Raw genomic sequence first — 12,637 nt, 5'->3', positions numbered from 1 at the left:
ATACTAGGTTATCAAAGACGACCTCGTCGTAGAGGGTTGAACCGAAAAACGTCAGATCCTTCAAATACAAAGTTCGCACGTCGAGCTCGACAATGGGGCCGGCGATGGCCCCAGCCACCACATACCGCCCGCTCCACCTCAAAACCTCGAGAAGTTCAGGAAAAGTTGGGCCAGCGGCTACATCGACGACGACATCAACTGATGCCTTCCCGATATTCCGTACCAAGTTTTGCCCCCGTTCAATAACTCGATCGGCGCCCAAATCGAGAATCTCTTGACCTTTCGCCTTACCGGCGACCGCCGTCACAAAGGCGCCCCTTCGTTTGGCCAGCTGAACAGCGGCAGAGCCGACCCCCCCCGAGGCGCCGGTGATCAGGACATGTTCCCCCGACTTCACGCTAGAGCGATGCAGCATGCCCTCGGCGGTAGAGTAGGAGCACGGCACCGAAGCCAGTTCGACATCACTCCAATTGCAATCGACCGCGTGTGTCTCTCGCGATGGCGCTTTCACGTACTGGGCGAAAGCCCCGTCACATTCCGAGCCAAGAGCCCAATGTTCGCCAGGTCGATAGTCGACGTAGGTCCGCAGCATGTTTCGCACGATCACTCGCTGCCCAATGCGGCTTGGGTCAACCCCGTCGCCGACTGAAACAATGTGACCGCAACAGTCGATACCTTGGATTCGAGGAAACGACATTGGAATTCCGGACCAGGTAGCATCGTCTGCCTCGGCGCCGTCGAACCCCTTGGAGCCACCTTCTCCCGTAGCCTCCTGCACGGCCTTGGAGTACCAGCCGATGCGCGTATTAATATCGGTGTTGTTGATCCCTGCAGCAGCGACGCGGATCAAAACCTCTCCTGGCCCGGGGGAAGGAACGGGAATGTCTGTTCGGTAGTGGAGCTTCTCAAAGCCGCCATGTCCGACCAACTGCACGCCCGTCATTACGTCCGGGATTGAAGGTTGGCCTGTCGAGGACGCCGCGTTTGCCAGACTCATATCGCAATCCCCTGAACCATTTACTTGGCACGAAGAGGGACGCTAACGAGCACGTTGCATCTAAACAACTGAACAAAAACTCATAAGGTCGACGACAATTTGTTATCCGATCGATGCGGCCGCGCATGCCGATGTAGCTTCTTGAGGATCACGGACGGCGGCACCAGGCCTGCACCGATCGAGGCCTTCAGGCACCGCGACAGCGAGATCGGTGGCAAGCAAGCTGCGTTGCTGGAGGAAGCGCAGAAACGAACGCAGTGCGGTGACCGCCAATTTGGTGCGGCCGGGCGAACCGGCCTGGGCTCGCCGCACGATGCTGAACGTCGCCCACTCGCAGGCGGTCAAAATCCGGGTCGTCGCCGCCAAACTGTTCGTCCGGGAACCCACGAACATCGGCAGATAGTTCGTCGATGTCGATGCCGAGAGACCACGCTCCTTGCGCAGGAATTCCCCAAATGCGTCGATCAGCTTACCCTTGGCGCTCGTATCGACCTCTGGCAGCAGCACCGGCACGCCGCCCGTGTCGCGCAGATATCGGAGCAACTGCCGAATGGTCCAGGCATCGCCACACCTCGGGCGCAAACCAAGTTCCGTCAGAAATCGGTCTGCGTCCTCTTCCCCGAACTCAGCGGAACATCCTGCCTCTTCACCCAAGCACTGAAACCGGCCAGGAGCTTAATCTTCTGCTGAACAGTCGTTTTGGCGTATCCCTGGCCATCGAGCAAAGCCTCGAAACCATCCAGGTGGCTAGCCAATCGGCCGCAGCACCGCCACGAAGATCTCCGCCTCGCGGATCTCGCCGCTGTTCCGGTTGACGATCGGGATCTTCTTGCCGGAATCATCCGCGAAGACCTTGTCGCCGGCGGCGTGCTCCTGACGCATTGTCGGCGACAGTCGTTGCTGAAATCCCCGCAGCAGCTCACAAAAGCGACTGTAGCCGTAGCCTTCGGGATGCGCATCTCGATACTCCTCCCAGAGGATCGGCAAAGTGACGCGGGGCCCTTGAGCTCAACCGCAAGATCGGCCCAGTTCGGCTCCGTGCGCCGTCGTGTGCCCTGCCTGACGGCGTTGCGGCTGAAAAGCTTGTGCTCGAGCGCATCGTCGGTCATGTCGCCCGGCAACGGCCAGCTCAATCCAACTGCTGCCGCACGCTGCAGGTTATCCTGCCCCGTAATGCGCGCTATCCCCAAAATGACTGCTATCTCGCGGGAGCTCGTCCCGCTTCCGGCAAGCCGAAGCATTTGTCTCAATTGTCTCAGGTCAGGCTTCTCTTCGCCGACATCAAAATCTCCCTGTTTACGGCGGGGCACTTGATACCAAAGTTGCTTACCCAGGAGGTAATCTTCAGGGCCGAAAACTGGCCAGTCTTTGATCGGAACGGTGGCCGGTCTTTGATCGGAATGGCGGCCGACTTCATGTCGGAATCCGCAGACTATTCCCATCCTGGCTACCTTGGGAGCCCGCAGCGCTGCCAATGCGAGCAACCCGAGCACGACTGCGGAAGCAGCTACGGCCGGCTCGACGAAGGGAAGGCCTACATGGCATAGCGCCGAGCCAAAGCCGATCATGATGAAAATGCGCGAAGGCCGGTACCGAAGACAGGCCAACGGCCGTGCCCCGCAAGGCTTAGACGTTTAAACATCGAGCCTAGAGTTCATCGATCGCATAAAACCAGATCGCGCCACCCGAAGGCATGCGCCATGCGACCGTATGTTGGCGGCTGCATTCTAGACTAGTCAGGCACAGGGCACAACCCCGCGAGGAGCCTAATGTTCTCTGGTGACATGGACTGCATGAAGCGGTGTATGGTGGTGGCCTATGCCATGATGATGGAGTTGATGATGCAAGCGGTGATGGGCAAGCTCCAGTGCAGCGCGCATCCGCGCTTGCTTGGCTTCGCTGCTTCTGGGTGCAAGTGTGTCCAGGTAAGCAATTGAACCTTCAATCTGCGCGAGAACGGCCACAGCGTCGGCTTTAGCAAAGATTGCTTGCCCACCAACTTCTACAAAAATGGCACTGGTGTGGGCAGAAATATCCGTTTCGCGGCTGGCCACACTGCCTCTAACCCGTGCCGCCAGCCAGCAGGATTCACTGATATCGAGGGTGCATTTGCCGGAAACGGTCAAGTCATCGTGAGTGGTGTGTTCCACCACGATCCCATTGCGGATGATCTCGACGGCCGTCGTTTTGACGCTAACAGCCTCGATCTCCCATTGCAGCCCGATCTGTCCGCCTCCCGGCGGAAGCGAGATTTTGCTGCCTGGTCGTCGCCCTTCGACGGTGAAATTCACGAGCGGACCGACGGTAACGAAGGTGTCACCACCACGAATACATTCCATCCAATTCCGGAACGTGAAGTCCAGTTCCCCGAGCTTGGAATAAGTGCGAATTCCTCCGAGCAGCGCCGCGGCATCCATCTTATCGGAGCCGGCCACCAAGGGTAGGTGATAGCCTATGTTGAGGTATTGATACCAGTCCGCAAGCGCGAACGCGCTGATTTGCCAGCGCCGGGGATTAAAAGTCATGACCTCGAGCGCATCGACCAAGCCGAGCACGAAATCGGCGGCACGTTCCGCTTGGGGGTTGGGCGCGTGTGGCATCACTACCAAGCCGCCTTGTTGGCGGCAACGCTCGGCCCATTCTGCCATGGTCGACTCCAACGGATCGCCGATCGCCGCTTCGTCCGGGCCGCCTGTGCACAGGGGCTCGATCATGTTGCCCTGATATCCCAAAAGAGAAATATGCCCCAGGACCTGTTGGCGGTTTTCCGTACCGACGCGAAGGAGAAATTCCCCGTCTCCTCCAAAATCCCTCGCGCCAAAGGTTGTCCGGCCGTCAAAATCGCCAATGTTGCAGAACATTTCTCCCCACTGGGTCGCCAGCAGGTTTACGACATTGACGCCCTCGGCTTGGCCTTCAAGCAACGCAGTTTGCGGACTGAGGAAGTGTATGTGGGTATCAGCACATACCCAGCCCCGTTCGCGCCAATGGAGAACCTTTTCCAGCTCGAATGTGATGCTCTCGGTATTGTCCGTGATCTCAACAACCTGCCTTAACGGCTTTATCTCGAATCCCTTTATGATCTCGATAAAAACTGGGCCCAACGGCAGATCAATTGAGCAATGTCCGCCAATGTACGCGTACTGGTTCAGGCCGTTGGCAAAGTCCGCGAAGTTGTCTTCGAAAATGCCAACGTTCACTTTTCGGTGGTGGCCCTTTGGCGGCAAATATTCACCGTCTGGACCATGAACGTGGATCCGCGCCGGTACGCGAGCCGAAGCGCCCTTCTCAACAATTCTGATTTCGACCGTTCTCGTAGCTGGAGCAACTGGCCGGGCCTCGATTGCCCCAGATAGGGACGCACCGTTTTCGAGAGCCCGAAGCTCCTGCGCCAACAATGTGCCGTTGTCAGTTCTCAGAAACAGCCGAGCGTCCGGGTGTGCGGCATATTCAACGATAATTTCCGTCTCTGAGGCCGTGGGTTGGACGTCATGTAGCCCGCCCAGCCATTCAGACTCGTTATAGTGGAGAGCCCGTCGAGCCGATATCACGGTCCCTAAATCCATCCCGATCTGCTGGCCACGATCGTCGGTATCCAGTTCTCCCAGTATGTTGAGGCTCATCCCGGCCGGAAGCTGCATGCGCAGCTTTTTCCGGGTCTGTGGCCGCAGCGGATGGTGTCGAACCCGTGTCGTACTCACTGCGTAGACAAGGGAGGGTTCTGTTTCTGCACCTAGTCGGATGCCGACGACCTCTTTCTCTGGATGCTCGTTTGGCAACGCGTAAAGCCATAGATTCTCCTGGGGATACACGCGCCCAGAGCCGGTACGAACCTCCGCGAGGCCATAGTCAAGCCAAGGAGTGCGCCCCAGTGCGACGTCTTCTCCGTGCGTAGCGTAGACGTGCGGTCCGTGGGCAGGCATCGCCGCGAAGGGACTCGCGCCCCAACATACATGTCGTTGCTGAATTGCGAACCGGCGAAAGATAGGTACTGCGGTTTCCGTGCCGTCAGCATACTGAAGTACATAGGTCGAAACCAGATCGCCCAACGAGTTGCCGGCTATAGATTCCGCACTTGGGTTGTCAACCGGCGCAGCTGGGCCGAACCCCTTGGGAGCTACGTCAGTGAGATCGGCCACGGCTTGAACAAATATGACATAGGTTACGATAGTTCGATCAAATTTTATGACGGTAGCTTCATCATGAGGCCTAAGCATAATTGCGTCGAGTTCCTCGGTGCCGCCAAATAAAAATGGTATACCTCTCAACGATTGCAGCCCTGTAATTGTTTCACTCCATCCGTCACCCAGGGCTTTTCGAGAGAACCCATCGCCTAAGTTCTTTCGGTTGCAGTTAAATTGGTTCTTGAGGTCGACGTGGCTGAAGTGGGGTGACGGCGGAACGATCATTCCGCGCCTCCGGCAGGATACGTGGTCCATCGGAAGGTTCTCAACATGATTTGACCATTAAAGCGCCGGACTGCCTGCGCCATGCCCAACCGAATGCGCAATTCATAGGGATGGAATCCCCCTCGTTGCATCCTAACTGTTGACGATCAACAGGCACGGTTTGGCGGATGCGTATGATCAGGCTGGAGGTGCCGGCGAATCTTGCCAGCACCTCTTCCAAATCCTATTTCGCGGCCTTAGCCTCGGCAATCCACTCGTCCCACTTGGCCTTGTTCTTGGCGATCCACTCTGAAGCGTGGACTCTAATCTGCTCGTTAGCTTTCTCTCCGTCATGGATCCGCAGAGCCTCCATGTTCAGGTCTTCAAGAGGAATCTTCACCGCCTTAAAGAACTTTTTGGCCGACGGGTTCGCATTGATAAATTTGGTGGAGGCCGCAATTCCCAAATCTACCTTTGTAAATCCGACATTGCCGACGCCCTCGATTTCTGTGTTCCCGGTGCCGCCGTCAGGTAGTTCCGTTTTTTTAACGTTCAGCCATACGACGTCGCGACCAGGTTGGAGCACACTTGAAAGCCAATAAGGCGTCCAAGTGTAGTAGATCGTGGGTTTTCCTTCCTTGATGCGCTGAATCGCATCGGTAATGATTGCAGTGTAATTTCCCTGCTTTTGTTCAACCGTATCTCGGAGGCCATAGGCATCGAGGTGATGATTAATCACCCTTTCGCATCCCCAGCCGGGATCACACCCGAACAGATCCGCCTTACCGTTACCGTCAATGTCGAACAACTTGGCCTTTTCAGGGTCTTTTAGGTCTTCGAGATACTTGATACCTGTGGCGTCAGCGGTCTTTTTGTCGATCAGGTAGCCCTGAATGCCATCTTTGGCGTAAGGCCCCAACGGCGTAATAACATCGATACCACCATTCTCTTTCATGAAAGCATTATGAAGTGGATCAGCGTACGCTGAAAAGAACGTGGCGTCCCCCTGTTTTACTGCCACGTATGCCACCTCGATGTTCAAGGGAGAAGGATCGGCGACTTCGTATCCCAGCTCCTTCAGACCGTCGTCGATAATATAGGTCTGCATGAGTTCCTCAGGCGCACCGGACCAAGCCGGAATGACTTGCTCCCCAGCGAAGGCAGCCGGAGAGATGAAAAACGAGCAGAGTAACAGTGCTTTTGGTAGCGATTTCACGGTACAGACTCCCATTTTGCGGTTTTGATTTTTTTGCTCGGTCCCTCTTCGTACCTATGTACGGCGCGGAGGCGGTTTTCAAATAATTAAAATTTCCCTCCATCCATAAGTAGAAGTAATGGCGGCAGGGACCGTTTTGGCATCCGAATCGGTGTGGGAGGGACATCGCAGAACGGAGAGTGGGTTCGGGATGTCATTCGAGGCCAGGAGCTGACGAGCCAGAAAAGAATGAGTTTGTGAGGTTGGCGTCGGCGCCTGCCGCCAACGTGGGCGGGCTTTGCCGGCGCGCGAAGCAGTATCGGCCACCACTCTCGAAACCCGGCACGCAGTTAAGGCCCGGCGCGAAATTACCTGCGATTTTTCAAGCGGCCATCGATCGTTGCGGCCTGCCTGTTGCTTAAAGCTTCTTGATGCGATGGCGCTGATAAGCGTTGATTTGGCTGAACAGCGGTACTTTTCGTTCGAAGATTAGGTGGGTGATGGAGACCAGGTGCGCCGCTTGGGTATCGGGCCCGCCGATGTCCAAAGCGCATGATGCCGCCTTCATCACCCATGTAGAAGACGCTCACCACATTGCATCTTGCCGGAATGGCCAGGTCGGGAGAGCGCTTGGACAGGGTCTGGATCAGCGATGCCGGGAGCCTGGTTTCGACGGGGAGGGATGCTTCCAACGCCTCGACGAGGCGGTTGGTCTTGTCGGGGTCGTCGATCATGCCTCAACCCCGAAGCCGGCGATGGGGATATTGGCATCGCTGGGTCCGGTGAGCATCGGAGCGATCGTGTAATTCCACTCACCATGGAAATCATCGCGGCTGATATTGATCGCATCCATTTCCGCGTCAGAGAATGATGGCTTTGGGATATTCATTCTCGTCGAGGCAGCACCGCACCTCAAGCGCGGTCGTCGTGGTCGTCGATCCGATGAACTGGCGGGCGCGTGCGAGGAACAGATCGTCCAGCACGAGGAGATCGCAGTCGATGATTGTTAGCATCCGGGCCTCGCGTTGTGCGAGGGCGTTCAGAGCGTGGCGGTGGAAGAAGTCGTCGGTCCCGAGATACTGGACCTCCTGATAGGCAATCGCCTTGGCGATGTGGGATTTCCCGGTGCCCGGGGTGACGGCCATCTATGATGGCCTGCGCTTCACGGCCATATCCTCGGAAATCAAGTCAACGATCGTCCGCGGGGCCCTGTTTGGCTTTTCAAGCACCTCTACATTGGCGCTGCTGCCGTTGGTAGGCCTCCCTACCGGAGCAGCGCGCAAGTCCTACTCGCCGATGGCATATGTATCCCACAAATTAGAGATGCGCTTTTATAAGGTCTTTGCGACGGATGTCCCGTTGCAGCGATCGCTGACGAAAAACACCCTTGGAAGCGGGAAGCGCCGCGGAGACCGAAGACGGACCGCTGTATCGTGGTACGCCAGTTGCGCGAGTGCGGTAACCTGCAGCCCAACCCACGCGGGGTTTCGGCCATCTTCCGGAGGTACGACGCATGATCGTCAATGGTCTTGGCATCGGCGCGCTGCCTTTGCATGTCACTCGGTTTCGGCGCGAACGTCGACGCCGGACTGCTTTGGCAGTATTGCGGAAGGACAATCTGCCGGCGCTTGTTGCGTTTGCCTGAATCTAATCTTGCGCAGCAAATCGAGGTCAGCCGTACGCCACTGCGGCAGCAGTTGCAGCACAAAGGCAGGGCTGGCTAATCCTTCGGCTTGACCGCGCAGCCTCAAACCCTCGATCTGATGATCATCACCGTCCGACTGATCTGTGCATCATTTCACCCAATTTCGCCAAAAAAGTTTCGTTCTGAGCGGTCCATGGGAACGAGAAGTTAAGCGCCACGAAATTTCGAAAGGAGGCCTCGATCGAGAAAATAGGGCCTGGGAGAAAACTGAAGTCGGATTCTACCGCTTGAAGCAAAGCGCTGGTTGCATCGAAGCTGACTGGACCTCGTACCCAGCACATAAACCCGCCGATAGGGGGCGATACGACACATTCCCTGGGAAAATGTTCCGCCATCAAATCGAGTCCCCGTTGCATCCGCACGGCAAGCGTGCCGCGCAACTGCCTCAAATGCCGATCCTGACTCCGGGTAGCCAGAAACGTGGCGATCGCGCGCTGGACAATACCATCACCGCTGTTCAGCCCATGTGTATATTGGTAAGTCATCAAACGTCGTGTGTGGGTGCCGGCAATGATCCAACCTAATCCATATGCTGGCGGGAGCGAGGCCATGAAACTCCCGAATTGCACCACGATATCGGACGGATCGTGTTGTTTGAACGAAGGCTGCCTGCTGCCATCGTAGTTCAGGTCGCTGAACATATCATTTTCGAGGATAAGCACCTGGTGTTGGCGAGCAATTTCCACAACACGGCGCATTGTTTGCTCCGAATAGGTTACGCCTGTGGGATAGTGATGGGAGCCCGTAAGCAACGCCACGCGAACCGAATTAGAACGGACAAGATGCAGGAATTGTTCGGGATCGATGCCCGAGCGCGGGTGGGAATAAATTTCCACGACGGAGAGGCTCTTGCGGTTCAATCCGGCCAGCATAGGAAAATAAGAAGGACTTTCGACCAGAATGACGTCTCCTGGCTTGGTAAATGCATTGAGGCACATGTCGAAGCACGACATCCCCGTGTTGCCGACAACGATTTCCCCGTGTGATACGACGCTTCCCCGCCTTGATGCGCGACGCGAAATCTCGTGGCGCAACTGCACGTCGCCTTGTGGTGAATCGCACCCAACAAGCCGGGTCTCGCCTTGGCGCAACAGCTGGCGCAGCAGGCGGTCTATGTCGTTGCGGTCGAACAGGTCCGGACTCGGGTAGAAGCTGCCGAATGCGCCAAGCTCATTCGAATACCAAATATGGAGCAAAGCCTCAGGCAGATTTTTTACCGCCTCGCCACCGACATCGTGGCTATTGGCCCCTGGGTCTGTCACTGGTGCCGGCGCACCGACGACATAGAAGCCCGACCGGGGCCGGGCCTCGCAAACCCCTTCAGCCTCCAACAGCTCGTATGCATGATGCACTGTCATCGGGCTATACCCGGTGTCTTCGCTCAACTGCCGAACAGAAGGCAGGCGATCACCGATCCTGAGAGTCCCTGTGCCAATACGACGCTTGATGAGGTCAACCACAGATTCATAACGGCGCATAGCCGATGTCTTGGGACCATGGGTCATAGGACTGGAATTCCTATCGTAACTGGCACCTGCGGTCTCTGTCACAAGAAGGCCGTTTTACCTATAAACATACAATGAGTGGTAGTCTGATCGCTCGCGGTGATTCTCCTGCACCGCCTTAGCCGACGTTCGCACAATATGGATCCTTCTCCCCGGGAAAATGCACAAAAGCCACCTATTCCACGGAGCACAGTTTCTGCCGAAGAGGCGCTTCGAGATTTTGCTTTGGGAACTGGGCCGTCTGTGCTGAACGAATTTGCAGGAATTTGACACTGGTGCATCTCCAGATTTTTGGTTTCTTTCGTCAGGTTGGTAACGTTCAAAGTTGCCAGGTGCTGAGGAAAGTTTATGGAAACGGTCGTTATCATCGGAGGAGGACTGGCAGGGCATCGTGCTGCCACAACGCTCGCCGGGCTGCGTCCTGAGCAGCGAACGGTCCTTATTCATAGCGAAAGCGGGACACCCTACGACAGGCCACCGCTATCCAAGGAATTTCTCCTGGAGGGCAAGAGGCCGACTCTGAAAGGCTCTGAGCTTTATTCAGACCGCATCATTTTGCGAGATGGGACGAAGGCCACGCTCATCGACCCTGTTCGACGCCTCGTCCATACCGATAACGGCGATCCGGAACACTACGACAAGCTTTTGATCGCTACGGGATCTCGGGTCAGGCAGTTGGAAAACTTCCATGTGGACCCAGCGCAAGTTCATTATTTGCGCACTGAATCGGACGCTTTGCGTTTACGTGCGGCTCTTGCGCCAAGCCAGCGGCTGGCAGTCGTCGGTGGCGGTTTTATAGGACTGGAGGTGTCGGCGAATGCTCGCCGCTTGGGCTGTCAAACAACGGTCTTTGAGCTGGCACCGCGACTGCTGCCGCGCAGCGCCTCACTGTCTTTATCAGAATGGGTCGCTGCGCGTCACACGAGCGAAGGTGGTGAGGTTCGTCTGAACTGTGCAAATCTGCGCATGTCGAACAATTCAAAGGGCGAGGTCATTCTGACCTGGGATGGAGGGACGGCCATTGCCGACACGGTCCTTATTGGCATCGGGATTGGGCCTAATGCGGAAATCGCCGCCGATGCCGGCATCGACACTGCCGACGGGATCGTTGTGAATGCACGCTGCGAAACGTCCGTTCCGGGAATATATGCTGCCGGAGAGGTGACGAACTATCCTGTGCCCTCGCTTGGCCGGCGGCTACGCAGTGAGAGCTGGACTGTGGCCGGCGATCAAGCAGTTGTGGCAGCACAGGTCATGTGCGGTCTGGATGCACAGTATCATGACCTGCCCTGGTTCTGGTCCGATCAGTGCGGCGTGACCATCCAGTCATTCGGGCTGCCGGCCCTGGCGACCCGCCTACATCGCATTGGGGACGTTGCGAGTGAACGATGGCTGGAGATCGGCGTCGATGAACACGGACGCTTTGTCAGTGCCGTGGGCGTGAACCCTGGTCGTGACATGATGCAGCTCCGCCGAGACGCAAAGGCCAGCAGGCCCATATCGCAAGATATCATGAGTCGGGCTGAGGAAGTCGATCCGTCCGATTTGTACCTTGCAGCTGGCTAATTACGACACTCGGAGTGAACTGTGACAACAGCAGAAATGAGCAAAGAAACGACGCCGCAAAATTCTGAATGGATAACTTTTTGCGCCTTTTCCGATCTTGAAGAGGACACCGTAGCGCCGTTCGAAATAAACGACAGACGCGTCGCTATCTACCTGATCGACAACAAGGTATATGCGACCACTAACGTGTGTTCACACGCGTTCGCTCTCCTTTCCGACGGCTGGCTGGAGGGGACTCTTATCGAGTGTCCTCTGCATGGTGCTCAATTCGAAATTACCTCCGGGGAAGTGGTTCAAGGCCCGGCTGAATGCCCGATCACCGTGTTTGAGACGAAGGTGGAAGGCGGCCAGGTTTTGGTGCGTCTTCCGGTACCGTGAGCAAATGTTCTCGCGCGCCACAAGCGGGACCGAACACACGCTGAAGATACGTGCACGTGCACGTATTCGAGTGGCCATCACAGCACCCTGGGCAGACGGCATCGTGTCTCGCAACTAGGTGCCATCGGAGATCTATGCCATCGCTACGGTCCTGCAGCTTTGAGTTTGCATCGACCAGCTTAGGGGGAAAGAGGGTGGATTACGTCAACGTTGGAAGGACCGGCCTCAAGGTCTCTCGGATCTGTCTTGGCTGTTTGAGCTTCGGCCTGGCCGAGCGTCGCTGGGGTTTGAGCGAGGATCAAAGCCGACCGATCATCAAGCAAGCGATCGAAGGTGGAATCAACTTCTTCGACACCGCAAACAGCTATGGCAACAGCGCCAGCGAGGAGGTGCTGGGCCGAGCTGTGCGTGACTATTCGCGGCGTGACGAGGTCGTGATCGCAACGAAGGTCTATTACCCGATGCGGGCCGATCCAAATGGACGCGGCCTGTCACGCAAGGCGATCATGGCGGAGGTGGACGCAAGCCTGCGGCGCCTCAACACTGATCATATCGACCTTTACCAGATCCATCGCTGGGACGACGCTACTCCGATCGAAGAGACGCTCGAAGCATTGCACGACATTATCAAATCCGGAAAGGCTCGGTATATCGGCGCATCTTCAATGGCTGGATGGCAGTTCTGCAAAGCGCTGCAGCTCGCCGACAAGCATTTTTGGACCCGCTTTGTCTCCATGCAGCCGCACTACAGTCTTCTTTATCGCGAGGAGGAACGCGAGATGCTCCCTCTTTGCGAGAGCGAAGGCGTCGGCGTCCTGCCTTGGGGCGCTCTTGGACGCGGGCGTCTCGCGCGCCCTTGGCAAGAAGAGCCAGATACCCTTCGCGGGCACACCGACGACATCA

11 protein-coding genes and 3 pseudogenes are annotated in these 12,637 nt (G+C 56.7%); 5 read left to right on the top strand and 9 right to left on the bottom strand.

Annotation, left to right across the window (positions count from 1 at the left end):
• From O7A70_RS32915 to O7A70_RS34420, 8 genes and pseudogenes are all read right to left on the bottom strand, one after another.
• Positions 1 to 997 (bottom strand): zinc-binding dehydrogenase (locus O7A70_RS32915; RefSeq protein WP_337144060.1); only part of this gene is annotated, 997 nt, incomplete at its 3' end.
• A gap of 102 nt (positions 998 to 1,099) precedes the next feature.
• Positions 1,100 to 1,651 (bottom strand): hypothetical protein, encoded by a 552-nt coding sequence (locus tag O7A70_RS32910; RefSeq protein ID WP_337144063.1) that lies wholly within the window; start codon positions 1,649 to 1,651, stop codon positions 1,100 to 1,102.
• A gap of 93 nt (positions 1,652 to 1,744) precedes the next feature.
• Complete coding sequence (locus O7A70_RS32905; protein ID WP_337144062.1) at positions 1,745 to 1,984, bottom strand: hypothetical protein; 240 nt, start codon at positions 1,982 to 1,984, stop codon at positions 1,745 to 1,747.
• A 494-nt stretch (positions 1,985 to 2,478) separates the two neighbouring features.
• Positions 2,479 to 2,565 (bottom strand): annotated as a pseudogene (locus tag O7A70_RS32900) (HupE/UreJ family protein); the annotation flags it as partial.
• A 198-nt stretch (positions 2,566 to 2,763) separates the two neighbouring features.
• On the bottom strand, positions 2,764 to 5,406 hold the full coding sequence (locus tag O7A70_RS32895) for a CehA/McbA family metallohydrolase (RefSeq protein WP_337144059.1): 2,643 nt from the start codon (positions 5,404 to 5,406) through the stop codon (positions 2,764 to 2,766).
• A 223-nt stretch (positions 5,407 to 5,629) separates the two neighbouring features.
• Entirely contained in the window at positions 5,630 to 6,601 is a 972-nt protein-coding gene (gene proX, locus O7A70_RS32890) for a glycine betaine/L-proline ABC transporter substrate-binding protein ProX (RefSeq protein ID WP_337144058.1), read from the bottom strand.
• A gap of 347 nt (positions 6,602 to 6,948) precedes the next feature.
• Positions 6,949 to 7,314 carry a hypothetical protein gene (locus O7A70_RS32885; protein ID WP_337144057.1) on the bottom strand — a complete coding sequence of 122 codons (366 nt, stop codon included), beginning with the start codon at positions 7,312 to 7,314 and terminating at the stop codon, positions 6,949 to 6,951.
• Positions 7,311 to 7,524: pseudogene (locus tag O7A70_RS34420) on the bottom strand (ISAzo13-like element transposase-related protein); the annotation flags it as partial. The pseudogene O7A70_RS34420 and the gene O7A70_RS32885, both read right to left, overlap by 4 nt.
• 190 nt (positions 7,525 to 7,714) lie before the next feature.
• Between O7A70_RS34420 and O7A70_RS32870 the strand changes: the two are divergent.
• A pseudogene (locus O7A70_RS32870) lies at positions 7,715 to 7,837 on the top strand (MFS transporter); the annotation flags it as partial.
• A 256-nt stretch (positions 7,838 to 8,093) separates the two neighbouring features.
• Positions 8,094 to 8,225: a hypothetical protein gene (locus O7A70_RS32865; RefSeq protein ID WP_337144061.1), complete on the top strand. Its 132-nt coding sequence runs from the start codon at positions 8,094 to 8,096 to the stop codon at positions 8,223 to 8,225.
• 125 nt (positions 8,226 to 8,350) lie between these two features.
• Here O7A70_RS32865 and O7A70_RS32860 read toward each other — a convergent pair whose 3' ends face one another.
• Positions 8,351 to 9,790 (bottom strand): aminotransferase-like domain-containing protein, encoded by a 1,440-nt coding sequence (locus tag O7A70_RS32860; RefSeq protein WP_337144054.1) that lies wholly within the window; start codon positions 9,788 to 9,790, stop codon positions 8,351 to 8,353.
• 348 nt (positions 9,791 to 10,138) lie between these two features.
• Between O7A70_RS32860 and O7A70_RS32855 the strand changes: the two genes are divergently transcribed.
• From O7A70_RS32855 to O7A70_RS32845, 3 genes are all read left to right on the top strand, one after another.
• Positions 10,139 to 11,356: an NAD(P)/FAD-dependent oxidoreductase gene (locus O7A70_RS32855; RefSeq protein ID WP_337144053.1), complete on the top strand. Its 1,218-nt coding sequence runs from the start codon at positions 10,139 to 10,141 to the stop codon at positions 11,354 to 11,356.
• Between the two features lie 21 nt (positions 11,357 to 11,377).
• Complete coding sequence (locus tag O7A70_RS32850; RefSeq protein WP_337144052.1) at positions 11,378 to 11,734, top strand: Rieske (2Fe-2S) protein; 357 nt, start codon at positions 11,378 to 11,380, stop codon at positions 11,732 to 11,734.
• A 194-nt stretch (positions 11,735 to 11,928) separates the two neighbouring features.
• Positions 11,929 to 12,637 (top strand): aldo/keto reductase (locus O7A70_RS32845; RefSeq protein ID WP_337144051.1); only part of this gene is annotated, 709 nt, incomplete at its 3' end.

Source organism: Mesorhizobium sp. Cs1299R1N1 (assembly GCF_037179655.1).
In the GTDB taxonomy this organism is placed as follows: Bacteria; Pseudomonadota; Alphaproteobacteria; order Rhizobiales; family Rhizobiaceae; genus Mesorhizobium; species Mesorhizobium salmacidum.
Note: the sequence above shows the minus strand (reverse complement) of the source record. Positions and strands in the feature narration are given on the sequence as shown.